Below are 24,180 nucleotides of genomic sequence, written 5' to 3'. Positions count from 1 at the left end.
GCAGCCCCTTTTTACTGTCATGCCCATTTTTCCTTATAATACCGCCCGACGGAATCTGCGGTAACGATTGCTGCGTACACAAGGTCAGGCGTGACTTCAAACGGCATGTTATAAATCGTTTCGCCTTCCGCACAGGAAAGTTCAGCCACTTTCCGGAGCTTTTCCTCATTCAGTTCTTTCACGCCCAAATCCCCGAGCGTGACGGGAAGTCCGACACTCAGGCAGAAGGAGACCACCTCTTCAATTTCCGCTTTCGGCGCATCTTCCAAAATCAGCTGGGCGAGGGTACCGAATGCCACTTTTTCGCCGTGGTACATATGATGGGTTTCTTCGAGCACGGTAAGCCCATTATGGATCGCATGTGCCGCAGCAAGGCCGCCGCTTTCAAAACCGATTCCGCTCAGATAAGTATTCGCTTCAATGATTTTTTCCACTGCTTCCGTAACAAGATGTTTTTCCGCTGCCAGTTTTGCTTTTAAACCTTCCGAAATTTGCGTGTCATAACAAAGTTTTGCAAGCGCAATCGCCGCTTCCGTAACATGACCGCCTGCCATCGTCGTTTTATTTGCCCGCTTAGTGGCGCGCGCTTCAAAATACGTCGCAAGCGCATCTCCCATGCCGGAAACGAGCAGGCGGGCAGGGGCAGAGGCAATCACTTTCGTATCCATAATGACAAAAGTCGGGTTCAGCGGCAACATCAAGTATTCTTCAAACTCGCCGTTCTCTTTGTAAATAACAGACAGGGCGCTTGTCGGGGCATCGGTGGAAGCGATGGTCGGCGCGACAATCACCGGAATGTTATTGTAATACCCGACTGCTTTTGCGGTATCCAATGTTTTTCCGCCACCGATCCCGACCATGACATCGGCTTCTTGCGCTTTGCAGGCATCACAAAGCCGTTTGATTTCCGGTTTAGAACACTCGCCACCGAATAATGCCATTTGATACCCCGTTTCTTTGCCGGCATAGCTTTCTTCGACCGTTTTGCCGACAAGGCCGGTGACAAATTCATCCGCAATTATAAATGCTTTTTTGCCAAGCCTTTCCGTATACGCCGAAAGCCTGGACAATTCATCGGGGCCTTGTATAAACTTGCTTGGAGAGGTAATGATTTTCGTCATAGAAATGCCTCCTCTTTTTGTGAAAAATATAACAAGCACAATTCCATCATAACTTATTTTTGCAAATAAGAAAACCCTTTCATCCTATCATCCATACTTTTTCAAAAACGTTCAATTTTCGGGGAATAACAAGTAAAATAGAGCTGTATCGACAAAATGTGACAGAAATATGATGTGTTTTGAAGAAAAATGATATTTTTTGATTGAAAACGGTTGATTATGAATAACTATGTGATAAAATATCATCAGACGGAGGAATGAAGGATGTTAGCAGAAGAACGCTATCAAATCATTTTGCGGCATTTGCAAGAAAAGCATATCGTAAAAGTGCAGGAGCTGGTTAACCTGCTTAATGCTTCAGAATCGACGGTCAGGCGTGATCTTCAGGACCTGGAAGCAATGAATCTGCTCAGGCGCATCCACGGCGGCGCATCGCTTTTGCAACGCAGAAGTGAAGAACCGGATATGGATACGAAAACGCTCAAAAACGTTCAACAGAAAAGAATCATCGCCCAATTGGCGGCAAAAATGATCAATGACAATGACTGCATTTACCTGGACGCCGGAACGACCACGCTTGAAATGATCCCTTATATAGAAGGGAATAATGTAATCGTTGTCACGAACGGGCTCCCGCATGTGGAAGCACTTGTCGAGAAAAAAATCAAGTCTTACCTTCTCGGCGGGATGATGAAACGGACGACAAGGGCGGTGATCGGCAGCGTTGCCATGCAGACGTTAAACAGCTTCCGGTTTGACAAAGCGTTTCTTGGCGCAAACGGCGTTGACCCTGAAATGGGCTTTACCACGCCGGACCCGGAAGAAGCATTGATCAAGCGGCGGGCAAAAGAACTTTCCGAACAGTGTTATGTGCTTGCAGACAGTAGCAAATTTCAGGAAGTAGCTTTTTGCAAAATGTTTGACATTTCGGAGGCTTCTATTATCACGGATGAATTACCGGATTCCTTAAAATCTTCCATTTTAAGTAAAACGAAGGTGGTATGTGAGCAAAGCGGCGCATAAAAAAAGTTTTTCCTCCGCCATGATAAAAGCCCGCAGTTGAAACAAAATAACAAATGGCTGTCTCAGGCATCCGGTTTGGATGTCATGATAAGAGGTATTGTTTTTCTGTACTGGAAAAAGGAGTGAAATAAAATGAAAATAACCGATTTATTGGTCCAGGAGACCATGGTTATGGATATGCAGGCGACGAAAAAAGAAGAAGCGATTGATGAATTGATTGCAAGCCTGTCAAAAAGCGGCCGCATCAATGACCCGGTTCTTTTTAAAGAAATGATTTTAAAACGCGAGCAGGAGTCGAGTACAGGAATCGGCGACGGAATCGCCATGCCGCACGCAAAAACAAAAGCGGTCAATAAAGCAACTGTCGTATTCGGGCGCAGTAAAAAAGGCGTTGATTACGAGGCGCTGGATGGCCAGCCGTCATACTTATTCTTTATGATCGCAGCGCCTGAAGACGCAGCAGATACGCATTTGCAAACATTGGCGGCATTGTCGAGGCTTTTGATTGACCAGGAGTTTGTACAGCAATTAAAACAAGCCGAAACACCGGCTGAAGTGGCAAGGCTGTTCGATGAAAAACAAGCGGAAAAAGAAGGAAAAGAAGCAGCGGAGACCGGTGCCGGCAATGGTTCGGATGACAAATTGATCATTGCTGTTACCGCCTGTCCGACCGGGATCGCCCATACGTATATGGCAGAAGATTCGTTGAAGAAAAAAGCGGAAGAAATGGGCATTCCGATCCGGGTGGAAACAAACGGCTCGGAAGGTGTTAAGCACGAACTGACAAAAGATGAAATCAACCGTGCTGTCGGGGTCATTGTCGCAGCCGATAAGAAAGTTGAAATGGCGCGCTTTAACGGCAAACGCGTGCTGCAAACGCCTGTCAGCGATGCCATCCGCAAGCCGGAAGATTTGATCAACCGGGTACTGGAACAGCATGCGCCTGTTTACCATGCAGACAGCACGGACCGCAGCAATGACGATGAGCCGGCAGAGAAAAAGTCGGTATGGGGAACCATTTACAAAGATTTGATGAACGGGATTTCGCACATGCTGCCATTCGTTGTTGGCGGCGGGATTTTGCTTGCGATTTCGTTCCTGATTGAAAGAACAGCTGGTGAACATAACACGATTTTTAAAATGCTGAGTGCGATTGCAGGCGGCGATACAGGGGCATTCCACTTCTTGATTGCGATTCTTGCCGGGTTTATCGCATCGAGCATTGGTGACCGCCCAGCACTCATGCCTGGTATGGTCGGCGGCTATCTTGCGTCTAGCTCGAATGCCGGTTTCCTCGGTGGTCTCGCAGCTGGTTTCCTTGCTGGGTATATTATCGTCTTTTTGAAAAAAGTATTTGCAGGGCTGCCACAGGCGCTGAATGGATTAAAGCCGATTTTGATTTTCCCGGTTTTAGGCCTCCTGATTACCGGCGGATTGATGTACTATATTTTTGACCCGATTTTCAAATGGATCAACACCGGTCTAATCGGTGGTTTGAATAACCTTGGCACGGGCAATGCTGTCCTGCTTGGTATCGTTCTGGGCGGCATGATGGCCATCGATATGGGCGGCCCGTTCAACAAAGCGGCTTACACGTTTGCGATCGGGGTATTTACTTCGAGCGGCAACACGAACGGCCTGATGATGGCTGCTGTAATGGCCGGTGGGATGGTTCCACCGCTTGCGATTGCGCTTGCCACCACGTTCTTCAGAAATAAATTTACGGATCAGGAAAAAGAAGCAGGCATTACAAACTATGTGCTCGGGCTGTCCTTTATTACAGAAGGGGCGATCCCGTTTGCGGCATCCGATCCGCTCCGTGTCCTTGGTTCAAGCATTGTTGGTTCGGCGATAGCCGGCGGGCTGACGCAATTCTGGCATATTAACATACCGGCTCCGCACGGCGGGATTTTCGTTGTGTTCCTTGCCAACCATGCAATCTTGTTCCTTGTCTCCATTATTATTGGTGCCATTGTTTCCGGCCTGATTCTCGGGATATGGAAACGGCCTGTTACACAGAAAAACGGTTAATGCAGTGAAAGATATTTTGGATATAAAGTTAATTGGAAAGCGAAAAAAGACCGGTATTTCTGACCGGTCTTTTTTAAATTTCTGACATTTTTTAACAGGTCCGGCCAAATCGCTTGTACTGGTGCTGACTTCCGTTGCGAAAACGGGTTCATCCATTGTTTCGTCCATTTTCTGCTTCAGCAGGGTAAAAGATTGAAGCAACGGCCGGTCCGCGTTAACATAAAATCATCAAGATATTGCCATCTTCGCCAAAAAATTTCGGTACAGCTCGTTTTTTTACACGCTTTTTACGGATATTTGGGTATAGTTGTATTAGTGGATTTATTAGACATAAGACAAAGAGAATAAGGGGAAATTATTCCATATGAACATGTTTCTGATTTTATTGATCTTACTTTTACTTGTTGGCATCTCCGACATTTTAAATCATTTTATCCCATTTATTCCGGTGCCGCTTATTCAAATTGCACTCGGGCTTGCGTTCGCAGCCGTGCCGGTCGGGGCGCATGTTCCGCTTCAACCGGAATTGTTTTTCGTGTTATTTATTGCGCCACTGTTGTTTCATGATGGAAGAAATGTATCCCGCGAAGCGATGTGGAGACTGCGAAATCCGATTTTGCTGCTTGCGCTCGGGCTTGTTTTTGTGACGGTGTTTGCGGTCGGGTATATTACCCATCTGATGATTCCCTCACTCCCGCTTGCGGCCGCATTTGCCCTGGCCGCCATTCTATCCCCGACCGATGTTGTAGCGGTCAGCGCCATCTCCGAGCGGGTAAAAATTTCGCGCGTGATCATGAACCTGCTGCAGGGAGAAGGGCTGTTAAATGATGCATCCAGCCTTGTTGCATTTAAATTTGCGATTGCGGCAGCGGTCACCGGGTCGTTTTCGCTTGCTGAAGCCAGTGGCAGTTTTTTGCTCATCTCGATCGGCGGCTTTTTAGGCGGGGCATTGCTGGCATTTTTCATTATCCGCTTCAGGGTGCTGATTCGCCGCCTCGGGATGGAAGATGTCACGGTCCATATGCTCATCCAAATTTTAACTCCGTTTTTCATTTACCTTACTGCGGAACATTTTCATTTATCCGGCATTTTGGCGGTTGTCGCCGGCGGAATGGTCCATGCTGTTGAGCGTGAACGGGAACAGTCGCCGAATTTTTCCTACCAGATCGTTTCGCGCAGCACGTGGACGGTTTTAGCCTATATTTTAAACGGCCTTGTCTTCGTCCTTTTGGGCCAGCAAATGCCGGCTGTACTCGGCGAAATTTGGACAAGCTCGGCTTTTAATAACGGCACGGTGATTTTGTATATCATTGTGGTCACGGCCGCCCTTTTGCTGCTCCGGTTTCTCTGGGTGTACGCCGTGTGGTGGGCCGGATGGAAATCAAAAAAACAGCGCTTTGCAAAGCCTTCCCTAAAGCATACGGCGATTACAACGATATCTGGCGTCCGGGGGGCGGTCACGCTGGCCGGCGCATTCTCTATTCCGTACACCATTGCAAGCGGAGCGCCTTTTCCAGAACGTTCTTTGCTGATTTTTATTGCGGCCGGTGTCATCCTGCTGACGCTTGTGATCGCAAGTGTGTTCCTGCCGCTTTTGGCGAGGCGGGAAGGAAATGAGGCGGACCGTTCAGAACGGAAAGCGGAAAAAAATGCTTCAATCTTTATCGGGGAAGCGGCAATCCAGTCTGTGCGTGAGGAAGTGAATGACGAGAACCGGGAAGCGGCAGCGGCTGTGATTGACAACTATCAAAATATGCTGCATCAATTGAAAGCGGAAGAAAGTGAAATAGATTCACTTGAATTCAAACGGATTGAAACGGAGACCAGGATGAAGGCACTGGAGGCAGAAACAGAATATATTAATGCTTTGATGAAATCAAAACGCATTGACCAAGAGATGGCTTTTTTGTTCCTTGAATATATTCACCGGATGGAAATTGCCGTTACCGATAAAATGAAGTTCAGGTTTTTGAATTTATGGACCCTTTTCCGGAAAGGCGCCCCCAGGTTTCTTTTCCTCTTTTACCCGAATAAGGAAAAACGCCGCAAACAGCGGATTAACCGCTATGCGAAAATCAGACAAATTAAAATTGAAATGGCGGAAGCGGCGATCCGGGCCATTAAATCTGGGATGACAGAGGAAAACAGGGAAATTTCGTTTCTAGTCATTAGCGAATACCGGAAGTTTATCAGAATTTTGAGCAGGCCGAAAAATATGGAGGCATCCCTGAAGTATACCCAGATGGAAAGGGAGCTGCAGGAAAAGGCTTTTCAGGCCGAACGAAACGCTGTACAGGCGCTGTTTGAACGGGGGAAAATTTCAAGGGAGACGGCCCGCAAACTCCGCAGGCAAATCAATATCCGGGAAGTGTATTGGATGGAAGAACATCAACTCCATGCATGATATAATCATCTTAGAAGCCTGTGCCGGAACGATTGCGGCATCCGGGATCCTTTCAGGACTGACCTTTGTACCGCTTTTTCCGCACACGGGCTGGTATAAAATGGCGTAATCTGGCCGCTTCTATTGTTAACCCGGCGTCATTTTGTATAGTGAACATGATCCGGGATTGAAAGCCTCGTTGTATTTTCCGTATTTCAAAAAAAGATGAATCGGGGTGCCTGCAATGTATTTAACCATTCAGGAAACAGCGGAATATCTGTCTTTGCCGGAACCGGTGATTGAAAAATTGATCTTGCAAAGACGCATACGCGCCGTGCATGATGGAGAACAGTATTTGATTAACCGGGATCAGTTTGATATCTATTTGCAACAGCTCGAAAAATACAGGCAACTTGTGGAAGAATGGCTGAATGAACCGCTTCCGGAAGATCCGGACATCAAAGACGAGGACTAAACGGATATTGGAGGATTTGGAATGTTTGACAAGGTAAAAGGAAAGCTGATTGTGTCATGCCAGGCGCTGGAGGATGAACCTTTGCACAGTCCGTTCATCATGTCGAAAATGGCGCTTGCAGCAAAAGAAGGCGGAGCGGCCGGCATTCGGGCAAACAGCGCTGAAGATATCCGGGCCATCAAAGCGGAAACAGGGCTGCCTGTTATCGGCATTGTCAAAAGGGATTATGAAGGTTCGGAAGTGTATATTACTCCAACAAAAAAAGAAATTGACGAACTGCTTGCCGTAAAACCGGATATGATCGCGCTTGACGCGACCGGCCGGAAACGCCCGGGCGGCGAAACGCTTTCCGGTTTAATCGGATATATCCATGAAGCCGGTCTCCCGGTGATGGCCGATATTTCCACAGAGGAAGAAGGATTGCAGGCAGCAAGGCTCGGTGCGGATTGCGTTTCCACGACGCTTTCCGGCTACACCTCCTATTCTCCGAAACAGGGAGAGCCCGATTTTGCGTTGCTCAAGAAGCTTGTGGACGCTTTAACGATTCCCGTTTTTGCAGAAGGGCATATTGATACGCCGGCTGAAGCGAAAAAAGCGCTCGAATTCGGGGCGTTTGCAGTTGTGGTGGGTTCAGCCATTACAAGGCCGCAGCTGATTACAAAAAAATTCGCAGAGGCGATGAGGTCATAAAAAGCTTAATGAAAATGCTGGGTAAGCAGCAGAAGCGGCTTCTATAAGGAATGTAAACCGATACAGGAAGATATGGCTCTCATACGAAAGGTGAAGTGAAAAATGGAAGAATCATCTATATCAAAGCGGAAAGCGGAACATATCCGCGTTGTGCTTGAGGAAAATGTTGCCGGGAAAGACACCACAACCGGCTTTGAAAAATATCGTTTTGAGCATCAGGCGCTGCCTGAACTAGATTTTGAAGAAATCTCGACGGAAACGACTTTTCTCGGTAAGCCGTTGAAAGCCCCGTTTTTGATCAGCTCCATGACCGGTGGCACTGCTCAGGCCCGCACCATTAACCGGAACCTGGCGCAGGCGGCGGAGAAAAGAGGCTGGGCGTTTGCGTTAGGGTCAACACGGGCTGCGTTAGAAAGCCCGGAACAGGCGTATACGTTTCAAGTGCGGGATGTCGCGCCGCATATTCCGGTTTTGGCCAACCTCGGTGCCGTCCAGTTGAATTATGGCTACGGAATTGACGAGTGCCGCCGGATCGTGGAACTGACCGGGGCGGATGCTTTAATCCTGCATTTCAACTCCTTACAGGAAGTCTTTCAAAAAGGCGGCAATACGAATTTTAAAGATCTGCTTGTGAAAATTGAAGACCTTTGCAGCCGCCTAGAAGTGCCGGTCGGCTGCAAGGAAGTCGGGTGGGGCATCAACGGCCGCCTCGCCGAAAAGCTTTATTCCGTTGGCGTTTCTTTTGTCGATGTTGCCGGCTCAGGCGGGACATCATGGAGCCAGGTGGAAAAATATTTAACGTCCGATCCGTTGAAAAAAGCGGCAGCAGAGGCATTTTCCGGCTGGGGAAACCCGACGGCGGCGTGCATCACCCAAGCCCGCAACCTTGGCCTTCAAGGTACTTTGGTCGCAAGCGGCGGCTTGAAAAACGGAGTGGATGCCGCCAAAGCTATCGCCCTCGGAGCTGACTTGGCGGGATTTGGAAGAAAGCTGTTGCATGATGCCGTCCATTCAGTGGATGCACTGCTTTCTACTTATGAACAAACAGAGCTTGAGCTGAAGATTGCAATGTTCGGAATCGGGGCAAAAGACTTGTCCGCTTTGAAACAAACACCGCTTTTGAAAAAAATGTAAATAATGGCCTGGTTTGGACGCGTGCCGGTTTGGATTGATAAGCTTGACGAAACAAATAGATGGGCTAGAAAAATCTATCAAGACAACCCCGCTGCTTAGAAATTTGAAGCCGGCTGGCCCGGAAGTTTCGGGCGGAAAAATATTTGTTTAGAAATTTTAACCGTTTTCGCCAAATGTAAACGCCGGTTATTTAAGCCGGGGCCGCGGTGAAATAATCATAAAAATATTTGTTTGGAAATTGTAATCGATTTTGACAAATGTATGCGCCGGCTGGAGACGAGAATTCACCCGGGTAAAATGGCCATCAAAATAATTTGATTAGAAATTTTACCTGTCTTTTCCAGTTGAAAGCGCCAGATGTTTTAGACCTGTGGAGACATGAGTATAAAAAACACGGTCCGGAAATTTTACCGCGGTGAAATGATCATAAAATTATTTGTTTGGAAACTCGAACCAGCTTTGTAGATGTAAACGCGGGATATTTTAAGCCGGCGGGAGACGAGAATTTCACCTGGTTTTGGAAATTTTAACCGCCTTTGGCAGATGTAAACGTTGTATGTTTTAGACCGGTGGAGACACGAGTATAAAAGTCCCGGTCAGGAATGTGAACCGGCTGCATAAAAAACCCCGGCTCCCGTTTTTGGGAGGCCGGGATTTTTTATTTTTTCGCGCCTGCAAAATTTGACAGTTGGTTCATCAGTTTGCTGCGTGATCTTTTATTCCGCAACAAGTAGGCAGCACCTAAAGCGACTGCTGTCATGGCCATCGATTTTTTCATGATCCACCACATCCCTTCTTTTTTCGTATGTTTGTACTTTTCCCCTTGCATGCGGAATTAAACAGTTTAAAGCCAAAATGAAAAAGCAAACCCGCAAAAGGTTTGCTTTAATATGAACCGGTTAATGGGCAGGACGTGGTTTATGGGCCCGGTTTTGGAAATAATTTTTTATTGCCGGGATGGCGATACGGTCAAGTCCCCAGTAGTAAGATGCACTGCCTGTAAACAGCAGAATGATGGCGACGGTGTAAAGGACCGGGTTGGTGCTCGTTGTGCCGGCAAGCATAAAGTTCAGGTTCATAAACGCGCCTGCAATTAAAGCCGGGATGGTTGCCAGCCCGATGATCAGGCCGAGGCCAACTAGTACTTCCCCATAAGGGATCAGCACATTAAAAACATGGACATTCGGTATGGCAAAATGGGTGAGGAACGCTGCGTACCAGCCTTGAACTTCGGCATTTTCGCCAGCCGTTTTTGCCAGTGCCCCCTTTAAAAATCCAGCAGCATCAAACCCTCCCGTCAATTTATGCAAACCTGCTTCAAGCCATTGAATGCCGAGCCAAATACGGATGATTGCCCAGATAATGCTGACTTTGGAATCATGATACCATTTCATTTTTAACATCTCCCTTAGGATAAATGATGATAACATGTGAAATTCTTCACATATCTTACATTTTTAGAATACAGCGTTTGCAACGGAATTACAATGGATTCCGGACAGTTGTCAAGAATTTGTGATATATTTCACATTTGTGAACAAAACATTAAAAAAGCGGCAAGCCATGCTTACCGCTTTGATTCGTTTCCTTCCCTTTCCATTCGCAAACCGCTTACCCAAGGTCCGTTGCCGTTTTGATCATGCTCCGGTTCCTTATTTTACCGGATTTCCAAAACTTCCTTCGAAAACCGATTCTTTCACAGGCCTGCGTGCAGAAGGCGTCTCTCTTTCCTGCAGGGAAGGAGGCAGCGCCTCTTTTTCACCCCGGTATCCGATGGCAATAAGGGCATCAATTGCATAATCAGCCGGGATGTTCAATACTTCACGTGCTTTTTCAAAATCAAAGCCTGTCATCGGATGCGTAGCGAGCCCTTTTCTGACGGCTTCAAGGGAGAGGTATCCCCACGCGGCCCCTGCATCAAAAGCATGCGAACGGATCGGGCCGGTTTCATTTTCTGTTTTCGAGAGAATAAGCGCAAAAACGGGGACGTTCTTGCACCACATCCGGTTGTATTCCCCGAGAAACGACAGAACTTTTTCCCTGTCTTCCTTTGTACGTGCAAGAATAAAGCGCCAAGGCTGATGGTTATAAGCGGACGGCGCCCAGCGTGCTGCTTCAAACAGGCTCAAAAGCACCTCTTCCGGTACTTCTTTTTCCAAAAAAGAACGCGGTGACCATCTTTCCAAATAGACCGGATCGATATCATATTGCGCTTCCCGCGGCGATAATGTTTTTACCATGGGGACTCCTCCTTATTGATGTCGTATCTTTTTTATATTAAAATACTTCAACTCGATCTACAAACGATTCAACTCGGACGAAAAATGTATTTGTGCACCTATATATTGTATAATAGACCTAGGAGAAAATACGAACAGGATGATCTGAATTGGTTGATTATTTGCTTTTCGAAGAAGATGTCGAGATGATGTATTCCCCTGCTATTTTCCATCGGGGAATGAGTTATTATATGCAGGGCCGGGTCAAAAAATTGATTTTTAATAAAGACTCCACCTGGACGGCAATCGTAAAAGGGTCCAAAACCTATTACGTCACTATTTACTATGACGAAGAATTCGGGGAATTTTCAAACGTATGTACATGCCCGGCACATGAACAATACGGCGAGTGCAAGCATGAAGTAGCGGCCATGCTTGCGATTGCAAATGGGGAGGAAGAGGCGGCAGAACCGAATATTGGCGATGTTTCGGAGACGCACCAGCATATGAAAACTTTACAATTGATGAATATTTTTTCCGGCCTTCAACAAAGCATGATGGAAACAAAACACAATGCCGCGAGAAAGCCACTCCGTCTTGAATATTTTTTAAAAGCTACGAACGTTTCCGGCTTTGGCTCTGACCACTTTTTAACCATTGAAATTAAAATCGGGCCCGGCCGGACATATGTGGTCCGCGACATAAAAGATTTCCTCGGCAATGTCAGCCGCGGGAACCCGCATGCATTTACAAAAAACTTCATTTATGATCCGGATGAACATGCGTTCGAAGAAGAAGATAAGGAAATTGTGGAGATGCTGCTTTATATGCTGTCCACCCAGCAATTGTACGAGGCTTCCATGGATCGTTGGTACAGATTTGCATTGGAGCGGGAACTGGTCATTCCGCCGTTTATCGCAAGGCCACTTATAAAGAAACTGGCAAACCGCAAATGCAAATTCAAATATGAACGTTACGCGGCAGATTCGATTGTCTTGCATCAGGAAGAAGAACTACCGCTTTCTTTCCGGCTTGACGGCAACAGCCAGGGTGGCCCGGGCTTTTTACTGCAGCTGAAGAGCTTAAGGGACCTGCTTTTATTTGAACAATACGGGCTTGCATTTTACAAAGGGGGTTTTTATGAGCTGTCCACGGACCAGCTTGCTCTTTTAACGGCACTTGAAGATTTTTACAAGAAAAGTGGCGATGAAGTAGAGATCCAGCAAGAGCAGATGAGCCCGTTCCTTTCCAATGTGTTGCCAGGCCTGAAGCGGATCGGAAAAGTAAAGCTGACAAAAGACATTAAAGGGAAAATCGTCCAGCCAAAACTACAAACGAAAATTTTTATGGACAACGAAGACGAAAAGATTACGCTGCGGATTGAACATCATTACGGCTCCCGTGTCATTGATCCGTTTATGGACGAAGAAACGCCGGATGATGATAAGATTTTGCTGCGTGATGTGGAAAAAGAGCAGAAAATCATGACGATGATCGAACAGTCGCCGCTCAAATACAACGGCAAACAGCTGTATTTGGAAAACGATGAAGAAGCGTTGTACGAATTTATTTTTACGATTCTTCCGCAGCTTGAAGAGGAAGCGGAAGTGTATATTGCAGGCGCCATCAAATCGTATTTCCAGACGAGCCACTACACGCCGCTTACATCGGTGGATATGGATACGAGCGGAAATTTTCTGGAAGTCAATTTCGACATGGACGGCATTGATGAAGAAGAGATCCGCAATGTGCTCCGGTCCGTGATCGAGAAAAAACGGTATTACCGGCTGCCGGACGGGGCTTTTGTCTCCCTCGAAAGCGATGAATTCGAACATATCGGGCAGCTCCTTGGCGAACTGCATGTCTCGAAGAAAGAGCTTGAAGACACCCGCCTGAAAGTTCCGGTTTACCGCGGGCTCCAGGTGGAAGAGCTGATGAAGACGCGTGATAAATACGCCGTCAAATTTGGCAAAGCGTTCCGGAAGCTCGTCCAGCAGCTGAAAAACCCGGAAGATACGGATTTCGAACTGCCAAAAGGGCTTGAGGCAAAGATGCGTGATTATCAGGTGACCGGGTTTCAATGGTTCAAGTCGCTCGCCTTTTACCGTCTTGGCGGGATTCTGGCTGATGACATGGGGCTCGGGAAAACATTGCAGAGCATCTCTTACATGTTATCAGAAAAAGAAGCAAATCCGGATATCAAGCCGTTTTTGGTTGTGGCGCCGGCATCCCTTATTTACAATTGGAAAAGCGAGATTAAAAAATTTGCACCGGGGCTCTCGTCGATGGTTATTGCCGGCACGCCTTCCGAGCGGAAAGCCTTTTTTAAAGCGGGCGAGCTGCCGGATGTGTTGATCACCTCGTACCCGACGCTGCGCCAGGATATCGAGGAGTACGAAAAGATTGAATTCGATACTTTGATTTTGGATGAGGCCCAGGCGATTAAAAACTATGCGACAAAAACAGCCGCCGCCGTCCGGAATGTGCAGGCGGGGAGAAGATTTGCGTTGAGCGGCACGCCAATTGAAAATTCCATTGATGAGCTATGGTCGATTTTTCAGGCGGTTCTCCCGGGCTTTTTCCCGCCGCTGCCTGAATTCCGGAAAATGGAGCAGGAAAAAATTTCGCGGATGGTGCGGCCGTTTATTCTGCGACGCGTCAAAAAAGATGTATTGAAGGAGCTGCCGGATAAAATTGAAACCAATCATTTGTCCGAGCTGACGAAACCGCAAAAAGAGCTTTATCTGGCGTATTTGGACAGAATCCGGCATGAAACAGCCCAAACGCTGGCTGAAGGGGATTTTAACCGGAACCGGATTAAGATCCTGGCGGGGCTTACCCGTCTGCGCCAATTGTGCTGCCATCCGTCGCTGTTTGTGGAAAATTACCGGGGCGACTCCGGGAAACTTGAGCAGCTCGTTGAATTGGCGCATACGGCGATTGAAAACGGGAAGCGGCTGCTGATTTTTTCGCAGTTTTCCAGCATGCTCCAGATGATCCGGACGCGGCTTTCTGACGAGGGCATCGATTCTTTTTATCTTGATGGCCAGACGCCGTCACGGGAGCGGGTCGAAATGGCAGACCGGTTTAACAGCGGCGAGAAAAATGTCTTTTTGATTTCGCTCAAGGCCGGTGGTACCGGCTTAAACCTGACCGGCGCCGATACTGTTGTGCTGTATGATTTGTGGTGGAACCCGGCTGTTGAAGAACAGGCAGCCGGCCGCGCCCACCGCATCGGCCAGAAAAACGTCGTTCAGGTCATCCGCCTGATCGCCCACGGCACCATCGAGGAAAAAATATACGAACTCCAGCAGAAAAAGAAAGAACTGATCGAACAAGTCATCCAGCCGGGCGAAACCATGCTGAACAGCCTGAATGAAGAGGAAATTAAAGAACTGCTAGGCATGTAAAGAAAATGCTGATGCGTTTGCATTTACGGCCTGGTGGGGACCGGTATGTAAGGAGGCTTTGAACATTCAAAGATCGGCATTTTTGAAAATTAAAAGCAGCTGGCCGAGAATTGAAACTTCGGGACTTTCAGCAAGGATAGCAAGGATGCTTCAGGTTTCCCGATTACGGGAAGCCTTTGCTGACGCCCTAAACAAAGTTTTCGCAGCTTTCAGCAAGGATGCTTCAGGCCTCCCGATTGCGAGGCTTTCCCTTCCCCGGGAGATGGCCGGGTATATAAAAGAGAATTACCTGGTTGGAACTTTCCCAGCCTGATGGAAAAACCCCCGCAGTTATTTGGCTGCGGGGGTTTTTGGGATGGGGGAGAACTATTCTTGGAGTGAAATGCAATTTTTTAAGCTACCTGTTGTTACGAGCGGCTTCCATACACAACGTGTTAAAGTTCAACAATATTGTTAGTTAATAAAAAAAATACTGTTTAAATACATAAAAGGTTATGGTTCAAGACGATAACATTATTCTACTGGATAGCGGCATGAAAGTAAATGTCAAGTATTCACAAACCTTTATCAAGTATATTTTTTATTAAATAATCCCTTTACAATTTTTTTGAAGTGGTTTAAAATACCATTATAGTTCATTGAAAATTGGAAAGGTGGTGAGAAAATGAATTATACTGAATACATTATTACTACCCTGCTAAAAAGGAATATTCGTGCTGTTGAATTGCAAGAAACACTTGGGAAATTTATCAATCAAAGCATGCTTTTAGAAGAAGGATTAAAGAAATTTCATGAGGAGAGAAGGCCGAAACTATATGTCTTTTCAGGCCTTTATCCTGTTGAAACGCAGTCAAAATTATATAAAGCGGGAAAGGTCTATGTTTTCCGTATCCGCTCATTGGATGAAAAAATGATTACTTCGCTGATTTCTTGCATGAAGGAAGTTAGCAGCGAAACGTTCCAAGTGCTTGCGACAGAAAAGAAACGAGTGGCATATAAGCCGATAACAGAATTGGTTACAATTACACCATTTATTGCCACGATTGACAACAAACCATGGATGCCAAATCAACACAGTATTGGATTATTAGTGGAAAGAATGCATATGAATGCAGAAAAAAAATATAAAACGTTTTACAAAGAAGAGCTCAATTGCTCCCAGTTTGTACAAAGGGTGAAAATTACAAACCGTAAACCGATTGCGATGACTTATAAAAACATCCGATTGCTTGGACATAAAGCAAGGATTTTTGTTAATTCAGATGAGGCATCTCAAAAACTGGCTTTTACTGTTTTGGGGGCAGGTTTGCTAGAGAAAGGAAGTTCTCTCGGTACTTCGTTTTGCTTTGCGAATTTTTTAAAATTAAACTGAGGACAACGACGAGACAAGGCGTGCTTTTTGCCATGAATTATCCGATTGACTTCAGAAACTGATGGGTTAGCCTGCTTTGCTTCCATAGCTGAAGCAATAATCATAGCAATCTAACATTTTTAATCGTGAGAAGGTTATGGAAAGGGGGAGAATAATGCTAAAAGATCTTGTACCCAAATTTTTTGAGGAGTTAAATGAGCACCCAGGCCTAATTTTGGACAACTATGATCTAAAAGAAGGAGCCTATTTTCGCCTTTTTTTAGATCGGACGCTGGAAGAAAATCTTGCAAATCTTGAATATGTTATCATTCGAAAGAAAGAAGAAGTTGGAGCCGCAAAAAAAGATATTGTAAAGTGGTTTAAGATTAGGGATTATTACAGCTCTCTGCTGTATGATAGCACCAATAAAGCTGTGGATAACCAAAAAAAGTTTCATAATACCAATGGCTTAACCTTGTTTGTAAAGTCAAATATTATTATGGACAAGGAAGCAAAATTTCCGGTTTCGGAAATATACCCGCATTTGGAAAAGTTTTATACAGATTATTTACCTAAAGCAGGGGAAAAACTATTTGATTTGTATCCGCTGCAATCAAAAAGTAAAAATAAGAAATCTGTTGAATTAGCGGAGAGACAGGATTTTTTTAAAAAGGAATACGGTAAATTAGTTGAATATCTGCACTCCGAAACTCGTAAACAACTTTACCAGAAAGTCCAAGACTTTTGGAGACAATATTTCGATCAATTTTTATTAATCATTCAAGAGATTATCCGTGAAAATAAGATTGATAACTATATCAAAATTTTTTTTGATGCTGATGAGGATATTTATCGGAAAGAATACCAAATATATGTACTTCCAAGAATCTTTAATGTAAATGATTATAATCAGCTTAATCACGGAAAAATCTTGGGTTTGCCAGCGTATGACGTAAATATGAATGCAAAAAAACCTTTTTTAGAACTTAAGTCGATGAAAGCAAAGGTGCCGACCCGTGTGACAGTCGAGGAGGCACTTGTGATTAAAGATCTTTCTAAATGGTTGGAGCAACAAGGGAAATTTAAAGAATATATACTGCCGGGCAGTAATCCTTTTGCAATTGACAGGGAGAGGTGGCTTCGGCGAGATCCTGGAAGCATTCATATGCGTTTGGATAAAAATGGAAGCATTGAATATTTTGAACAAGTGCCATTTAAAAGCAGGGAAAAACTGTTAATTGAAATTGAAAATTTTTTGCAAATTGAAGAAAAAGATAACGCCCAAAAATATGTTAAATATTATGACCCAATTCAATCAACAGGACAAATGTACCACCAGATCAATGAGTTGTTTTTTAATAATTATTTAAAATACGGATTTTTTAATTCGGACATCCCGAAAGTAAAAGAAAATGAATTTCCGGGGGAAATGCAGACGATTTATGTCATGGCAAGGCAAGCATTGTATGACTTTATCTTTAAAGGAACAAATCAAACAATCAAGCCGTTTATAAAAAAGTTTTCACGGCAGCTTATAGAAATACAAATATGCAAAACGAGTAAAGGGCTTAATTTCAAAAAAACGGCCGAAGCCTTTTTGTTGCGGACAGCTTTAATGAAATTCATTGGATATGAGGAGGGGAGCATTTTGGCTGCAACTACAAAAGCGTTATATGAAAAATTAAGTATAAAACTAAAAGATAAAGAAACATTTGTAGAATGCGAAAGTGATCCGGAATTTTATTTTCTTGCCGGGCAACTGGGGTATTATTTGCTTTTCCAATCCGAGGCGAAAGACAAAAACTTCGGGATGGCTGAACCGATCATGCAGATAAAATATGCCAATCAATTAAAACGACATTTAAGAGATTTATTTGAAACATACAGCCATGCAATTAAATTTAATTATATGACTGTTAAAAATGCAATGTCTATGGTGCTTGGCTATTTAACTTCTAGAGAAAGGATAGACGAGACGAACAAGAACTATTTGCTCGCGGGATTAATTGGGAAAAATTTGCTACTGCAATCAAATAAAAAAGAGGAGGACAAACAAGATGGCGAAGCTAAATAAAAGAATTTATGGGATTGCCGGAATTGGCGCATATATGTCGAACTGGAATGCAGATTTTACAGGTCGGCCCAAGACAACCAGTACAGGAATTGTGTTTGGCAGTGACAAGGCACTGAAATATAGTATTAAACGGTACTGGGTGAATCAAGGTGACAAGGTGCTTTATTATAAATCTTATATTGTTCAGGATAAAGGTGGGGACAAAGCAAAACTGCAGCCAAAAGATTTGACAGAGCGGTATCAGGAAGTATTCCAAACTGAGTTGACTGACAAAACACCTTCTAAAGAAGTGCTGAAAAATCTTTTTTCCGCTGTTGATGTAATGAATTTCGGAGCTACTTTCGCCGTTAAAAAACAAAATATTGGTCTGACCGGTGCGGTTCAGATTGGACAGGGCCTAAATAAATACGAAGACACAAATGTGGAAATTCAGGATATTTTATCACCTTTCCGTAACGCGAATAAGTCTGATGCGGATGCCTCTTCTCTCGGTAAAAAAATTGTCAGTAATGAAGCCCATTACGTCTATCCGTTTAGCGTAAATTATAATCATTATGATGAGTATATTTCCCTTCTCGATGGATTTGAGGGCTATACTATCGAAGCATACGAAAAATTAAAGGAAGGACTTCTGCGCGGTGCGACAGCGTTAAACACAAACAGTAAAGCAGGCTGTGAAAACGAACTGGCCCTTTTTGTGACTTGCCGTGAGGGTAGTGAACTGTTTTTGCCGCAGTTGGACAGTTATGTGGAAGTTTGGAAGGAAGGCAGCCAAATCATTTATAATTTGGTGGCCTTAGAACAATTTCTCTCCCAATTTGGTGACGACATAGAATTGATTGAAGTATTTTATAATCCTGTAAGAATTGCTGTGAAAAAAGAAACAAATTTATTTGCAGAAAAAAACATCTATACCTTTGAGCAGTTGTAAAGGATGTGGGAATATTGAGAGCGCTCGCATTTGAATTGAGGGGGAGAACTGCCTTTTTTAAAAAACCCGACGTGAATGCCAATATTTATTTTACTTACAGCCACATTCACAAGATCGCTCTTCTAGGAATGCTTGGGGCGATTCTCGGGCTTAAAGGTTATGAAGCACAAAGCCGTGATATAAAAGCGAATGGCGATAATGAGGCAAACCGGTATCCTGAGTTTTATGAAAAACTGAAGGATTTAAAAGTAAGCATAGTACCACATGGAGACCGGGGTTATTTCTCTAAAAAAATCCAGGTTTTTAATAATAGTGTTGGATATGCCAGTTTTGAACAGGGGCAGAACCTTATTATAAAAGAGCAATGGCTAGAAAATCCACATTGGACTGTTTATTTGCTGGATGACGGAACTGAGATTTGCATGGAACTTTTTAACCGCTTAAAATCCCATCAATCAGTATATCTACCTTATTTGGGAAAAAATGATCATCCGGCTTCTATTACTAAAGTACGTGAAGTTGAACTGGAAAACGCATGGGCACCGGGTTCATGTATCGATTCTTTATTTTGTTCTAAGGGGGTAGACCTTGGAAGAAGCAGAACGGGGCCTTATCTATATCAGGAGTTTTTGCCTATTAAAATGGATGATATATTAAATAGTTATGTTTTTGAACAAATGTTTTTTACAAATCAAGTTGTAAATAAGATACAAAATAGCAATGTAATTTATTGTGCCGAAGAAAAAAATTTATTTTTCTTTTAATCGAGGAGGGGAGCGGCATTGCGTCGTATTAGAGAATATATAGATGCTGCTCCTCCAATATTGGCCCATATTGGAGGAGCAAAACCTGAAACATTGGAAGAGCATTCCAAGCTGGTGATGGATTTTGTGCATTTGTTGGAAGAAGAAAACGGATTGAAGGAGGCTGTAGAAAGGTGTATTAATGCTTTGCGTTTTAAAGGTGAGTCTTTGCCAGAAACACTGCAATCTTTGGTCACGGAATGGTTTTATCAAGGAATTTATCTGCATGACCTTGGAAAAATTAATCCGGCATTTCAAAGTAAGAAAATGAAAAATGAGCAAGTTGATATTCAAAAAAAAGAAATGGATTCAAAACATTCGTTGCTTTCTTCGTTACTGTTTTTAGATATTTTTTATTCAGAAATAGAAGAAAAGGTTCCAAGAAATTACCAAGCCTTTATGGCACATGTATTGTATTGCTTTACCTATATGATATCAAGACACCATACTTATCTAGAAAATGTAAGCGATGATAAATATTTTGATGCACTGGAGGAACTTTGCAGCCGTGTCCAACGACATCCGTACTATATTCAATTTTATCGGGAGGCAAAAAAATTTGCCGAATTTGATCTTACTGGTGTAGAGGACTACCAAAGAGAACAGGACAGCCACGAACCTTTTTCATTCTATATCTTAATGAAATTGTTTTACTCTGCACTTGTAGCATGCGACTTTTATGCAACTTATACGTATAATGTCGGAGGCCAGAAACCCGGCTTTCGTTTTTTGACAGAGCATCACATTAAGGACTTAAGAAAAACATATGAAGATACGGAAGTATTAAAAGGTATTCGGCGCTTTCAACAAGATCCTTCCAGCTTTGATAATATCCCCATCAATTCGCTCAGGTCCCAAATTTTTTTGGAAGCTGAAACACAACTGCTTAATCGACTGGATAAAAATATTTTCTATCTTGAGAGCCCGACCGGCAGCGGGAAAACAAATATGTCAATTAACCTTGCTTTAGTGTTACTGGAAAGTGGCCAGTCGCTGAATAAAATAATTTATGTATTTCCGTTTAATACTTTAGTAGAGCAGACAAAGGCCAGTTTAGACCAGATTTTTCCGGACGACTTTCAGACAAAAGTCCCCATAAAAGTGGTAAATTCAGTAACACCCATTATTACAAAAGAAGACAAGCGGAATCATGGAGAAAAACCAATAGATTTAAAAGAAGAAGTGCTTATGCGGCAGATGTTGCAGTATCCGATCACGGTCACTTCCCATGTTAATTTTTTTAATTATCTTTTCGGACAGGGGCGTGAATCCAATTTGCCATTTGTCCATCTTTGTAATAGTGTTGTCATTTTAGATGAAATTCAGTCTTACCGGAATGATCGGTGGATAGAAATTATTCATTTCCTGGAGTCTTTAAGTGAACTGTTAAATATGAAAATCATTATTATGTCAGCCACTTTGCCAAAGCTAGACCGGTTGCTCCTGCATGGAAAAGAAGTAGCAGCTGAACTTTTGCCAAATGCCAGAAAATATTATGAAAATCCCATTTTTAAGGATCGGGTTCACGTTCATTTCGAACTTTTAGAGAAAGGAACGATGGATTTAGATGAATTGGAAGAGTTCCTCGACCAATTGATTATTGAAAAAGGGCCGAAACGAATCCTTTTTGAATTTGTAACAAAACGGTCCGCTCGTGAATTTCATCGCCGGATTCTTGAAAAATATGAAAAGAAGCGGCCTGTCATACTGTTGACCGGGGACGACCATAGCTATTACAGAAAAAAAGTAATTGAAGCGATAAATAAAAAAGAAGAAGGAGTATTTCAATTACAGGATGTGATTTTAATTGCGACCCAGGTAGTAGAGGCCGGGGTGGATATTGATATGGATATCGGGTTTAAAAACATTTCAACATTGGATAGTGATGAGCAGATGCTCGGAAGAATCAACAGATCCTGCCTGAGGGAGGATTGCCATGCCTACTTCTTTTTATTGGATGATGTCTCAAAAAAATTGAAAAGCAGTAATGACTACCGTCTTGAAAAAGATTTGCGGGATCGTGAATATCAAAATGACTTGATCAATAAAGATTTTCATCGCTTTTATCAAAATGTCTTTCGCAGATTGATAGAAACAAGCCAGGAAAGGAATAATCATAACATCGAACATTTTCTCTATATGGTTCAAAGCCTAAATTTTGGCGGGGTAGCAGATCAAATGAAACTTATCGAACAACAGACCAATACATTATTTATTGCATATTTGCTGGAGCTTGATAATCAGAAGAAAGTAGACGGAAGAGAAATATGGAACCAATACAAAAGTGTTTTAAAAGACAGTCAACTGGACTATGCTGAACGCCAAGTAAAATTATCCGAACTGCGGCAAATCATGGATTACTTTACATTTAATATTTTTGGTGAACCTGTTATAAATGATGACCAACTTGGCAATCTTTATTTTGTTGAAAAAGGGGAATTGTATATGGAAATTGATCCTTTTACACACATGCAGCGGTTTAACCCGCAAAAATATCAAAAGACGAGTGAGGATATTTTCATATGAATATTACGGGAACAATGGTCAACTATTATTTCCATTGCAAACGTCAGTGCTGGTTATTTGCAAACAGGGTGAACATGGAGGACAACAGTGAGAACGTCCGTATCGGAAAAGTACTTCATGAACTTAAACTTCAGGAAAAAAGAAATACCGAAGTGCTTATCGAGAATATTAAAGTGGATAAGATTACAGATAAGTATCTCGTGGAAATGAAGAAATCCGATGCAGATGTGGAAGCAGTGAGATGGCAGGTTCTCTATTATCTTAAAGTATTAAAAGATAAGGGGATTGAGAAGCAAGGGAAGATTACTTTTGAAGAAAAAAATAAACAAAACCACAAAGTGATTTATGTTGAACTGAATGAAGAGATGGAGACACAACTAGAAAAAATTTTAAAGGATATGAATACGTATCTCGAGCAAGAATATCCAATAGCTCCCCTCAATGACAAAAAGTGCAAGAAATGTGCATATTTTGAGTACTGTTATGTGTAGACTTGTTCAATAAGTAGGGCTTGCTGAATAAGTAAAATGCCTGGATTTAGAAAGGTTGCTGTCAGCTTTGGCACCATTTAAATACTAGGATTTTACAACATATCCAGTGAAAAGCTTGCACTCGAAAGTCAATTCGTCGTATGGAGAAGATAAAATCAACAATTTTCGCAAAAAAATCTGCTATATTTTGAGACAGAGTTTGCAGACAAACTCAAAATCGGATTCGTTCAGCAAGCCCTAAATAATTGTCCTAAATCTTGCGGAATTATAAGTGGGCATTTACAGCTATTTTTAGGAAGCGAAGGAAATCTTTCTTTCAAAATCTGTTTCCATCAGTGTATAGAAGAGAGTCAATTATTCTGCTATTTGAAACGAATGACGGACAAGTTAAAATCTGATTTGTAAGCAAGTCTGCTTTAAGGAGACGAGGGAGAAATGAGAAAATCCACAAAATATTTACTTAGCATGGGAGAGCTTAAAAAGAAAGATAACTCACTTGTTTTTAAAAATGAACGGGGCCATACCTATATTCCTATTGAAAGTGTAAGAGAAATCTATTGTTTAAATGAAATATCTTTGAATAGCAAACTATTTCATTTTTTATCTAACGCTGGTGTCATTGTTCATTTTTTTAATTATTATCAACAGTATTCCGGCACTTTTTATCCGAAAGAGCAGCTCGTAAGTGGGAAATTAACAGTAATGCAGGCAAAGTTATTTGAGACGAAAAGATTGGATGTTGCTAAGTCAATTGTAAACGGGATAGCGAAAAATATCCATTATGTTTTGTATCATTATTATAAGCATGGAAAAAAGGATTTGAAGCCTTACCTTGATTGGCTTAAAAAAGAAGTACCAAAGTTACTAAAAAAAGAAATTTCAATCAAACAAATATTATTTATTGAAGGAGAAATTTGGCGGAATTTTTATGGTACTTTTCACCTGTTTTTACCTGAAAGTTTTGTAATGAATAAGCGTGTACGAAGGCCTCCGGATAATCCGATAAATGCCTTAATTTCTTTTGGAAATACTATTTTATATAGTAAAACATTGTCACAGATATACCGTACGCATTTAAACCAAACCATCAGTTATTTGCATGAACCTGGGGAGAGCAGATTTTCTTTGTCACTTGATTTATGTGAGGTGTTTAAGCCAATTATTGTTTTTAAAACAATTTTTGAAACTGTAAATAACCGGAAGTTACAGGTCGGGAAGCATTTTGACAAAGATTTGAACTATGCGTTATTAAATGAAGCCGGAAGAAAAGTGTTTATTGAAGCATTGGAAGAAAGGTTATCGAGTGTAATTCTTCATCCGCGCCTTAAAAGAAAAGTAACATTAGAGACAGCAATACGGTTGGATGCCTATAAATTAATTAAATATATTTTGGAGGATCAACCCTTTATCCCTTTTAATGCAAAGGAGATGGTATAGTGGGGGCAAAAAAGTCGCTTAATTTTAACTATGTATTTTTATTTTATCCTGAATCCGTGACGAAATTTTCACTTAACGTTA

At 42.9% G+C, this 24,180-nt stretch carries 17 protein-coding genes; 14 read left to right on the top strand and 3 right to left on the bottom strand.

Translation table 11 applies throughout. The annotated features are described in order from the left end of the window. Positions 1-17: 17 nt before the first annotated feature. A complete protein-coding gene (locus tag P9687_RS02105; RefSeq protein ID WP_035183652.1) occupies positions 18-1,121 on the bottom strand; it encodes a glycerol dehydrogenase in 1,104 nt (367 codons plus the stop codon). 264 nt (positions 1,122-1,385) lie between these two features. Between P9687_RS02105 and P9687_RS02100 the strand changes: the two genes are divergently transcribed. The 6 genes from P9687_RS02100 to fni all read left to right on the top strand — a co-directional run bounded on the left by P9687_RS02100 (position 1,386) and on the right by fni (position 8,857). Further along, positions 1,386-2,144: a DeoR/GlpR family DNA-binding transcription regulator gene (locus P9687_RS02100; RefSeq protein ID WP_046720934.1), complete on the top strand. Its 759-nt coding sequence runs from the start codon at positions 1,386-1,388 to the stop codon at positions 2,142-2,144. Positions 2,145-2,276: 132 nt separating this feature from the next. Beyond that, complete coding sequence (locus tag P9687_RS02095; protein ID WP_328228500.1) at positions 2,277-4,175, top strand: PTS fructose transporter subunit IIABC; 1,899 nt, start codon at positions 2,277-2,279, stop codon at positions 4,173-4,175. Positions 4,176-4,539: 364 nt separating this feature from the next. Further along, positions 4,540-6,579: a Na+/H+ antiporter gene (locus tag P9687_RS02090; RefSeq protein WP_328228501.1), complete on the top strand. Its 2,040-nt coding sequence runs from the start codon at positions 4,540-4,542 to the stop codon at positions 6,577-6,579. A gap of 223 nt (positions 6,580-6,802) precedes the next feature. Continuing rightward, entirely contained in the window at positions 6,803-7,033 is a 231-nt protein-coding gene (locus tag P9687_RS02085) for an excisionase family DNA-binding protein (RefSeq protein ID WP_013860408.1), read from the top strand. Positions 7,034-7,054: 21 nt separating this feature from the next. Next, positions 7,055-7,723 (top strand): N-acetylmannosamine-6-phosphate 2-epimerase, encoded by a 669-nt coding sequence (locus P9687_RS02080; RefSeq protein WP_026684584.1) that lies wholly within the window; start codon positions 7,055-7,057, stop codon positions 7,721-7,723. Positions 7,724-7,825: 102 nt separating this feature from the next. Further along, the gene (fni, locus tag P9687_RS02075) at positions 7,826-8,857 is read left to right on the top strand and encodes a type 2 isopentenyl-diphosphate Delta-isomerase (protein ID WP_017552104.1); all 1,032 of its coding nucleotides are present in this window, start codon (positions 7,826-7,828) and stop codon (positions 8,855-8,857) included. 899 nt (positions 8,858-9,756) lie between these two features. Here fni and P9687_RS02070 read toward each other — a convergent pair. Together P9687_RS02070 and P9687_RS02065 are read right to left on the bottom strand one after the other, a co-directional pair. Then, positions 9,757-10,251 (bottom strand): DoxX family protein, encoded by a 495-nt coding sequence (locus P9687_RS02070; protein ID WP_026684585.1) that lies wholly within the window; start codon positions 10,249-10,251, stop codon positions 9,757-9,759. A 258-nt stretch (positions 10,252-10,509) separates the two neighbouring features. Further along, entirely contained in the window at positions 10,510-11,097 is a 588-nt protein-coding gene (locus P9687_RS02065; protein WP_061086396.1) for a nitroreductase family protein, read from the bottom strand. Positions 11,098-11,246: 149 nt separating this feature from the next. Between P9687_RS02065 and P9687_RS02060 the strand changes: the two genes are divergently transcribed. The 8 genes from P9687_RS02060 (at position 11,247) to cas1b (ending at position 24,099) form a co-directional block, all read left to right on the top strand. Beyond that, entirely contained in the window at positions 11,247-14,486 is a 3,240-nt protein-coding gene (locus P9687_RS02060) for a DEAD/DEAH box helicase (protein WP_168985571.1), read from the top strand. A gap of 664 nt (positions 14,487-15,150) precedes the next feature. Next, positions 15,151-15,858, top strand: a complete 708-nt coding sequence (locus tag P9687_RS02055) for a CRISPR-associated protein Cas6 (protein WP_035188656.1) — start codon at positions 15,151-15,153, stop codon at positions 15,856-15,858. 154 nt (positions 15,859-16,012) lie between these two features. Then, positions 16,013-17,911 carry a hypothetical protein gene (locus P9687_RS02050; RefSeq protein ID WP_168985570.1) on the top strand — a complete coding sequence of 633 codons (1,899 nt, stop codon included), beginning with the start codon at positions 16,013-16,015 and terminating at the stop codon, positions 17,909-17,911. Further along, positions 17,895-18,842: a type I CRISPR-associated protein Cas7 gene (locus tag P9687_RS02045; protein ID WP_013860399.1), complete on the top strand. Its 948-nt coding sequence runs from the start codon at positions 17,895-17,897 to the stop codon at positions 18,840-18,842. The genes P9687_RS02050 and P9687_RS02045 overlap by 17 nt, the downstream gene beginning before the upstream one ends. Positions 18,843-18,856: 14 nt before the next feature. Beyond that, positions 18,857-19,606, top strand: coding sequence for a type I-B CRISPR-associated protein Cas5b (gene cas5b / locus P9687_RS02040; RefSeq protein ID WP_118497896.1), 750 nt, complete (start codon positions 18,857-18,859; stop codon positions 19,604-19,606). A gap of 18 nt (positions 19,607-19,624) precedes the next feature. After that, positions 19,625-22,171, top strand: coding sequence for a CRISPR-associated helicase Cas3' (gene cas3 / locus P9687_RS02035; protein WP_168985569.1), 2,547 nt, complete (start codon positions 19,625-19,627; stop codon positions 22,169-22,171). Then, the gene (cas4, locus tag P9687_RS02030) at positions 22,168-22,662 is read left to right on the top strand and encodes a CRISPR-associated protein Cas4 (RefSeq protein ID WP_017554267.1); all 495 of its coding nucleotides are present in this window, start codon (positions 22,168-22,170) and stop codon (positions 22,660-22,662) included. The genes cas3 and cas4 overlap by 4 nt, the downstream gene beginning before the upstream one ends. A gap of 435 nt (positions 22,663-23,097) precedes the next feature. Next, a complete protein-coding gene (gene cas1b, locus P9687_RS02025; protein ID WP_168985568.1) occupies positions 23,098-24,099 on the top strand; it encodes a type I-B CRISPR-associated endonuclease Cas1b in 1,002 nt (333 codons plus the stop codon). Positions 24,100-24,180 lie beyond the last annotated feature (81 nt).

The organism is Weizmannia sp. CD-2023 (genome assembly GCF_036225245.1).
GTDB lineage: Bacteria > Bacillota > Bacilli > Bacillales > Bacillaceae_C > Weizmannia > Weizmannia faecalis.
The sequence above is the reverse complement of the archived record's forward strand: the minus strand, read 5'-3'. Positions and strand labels throughout refer to the sequence as shown.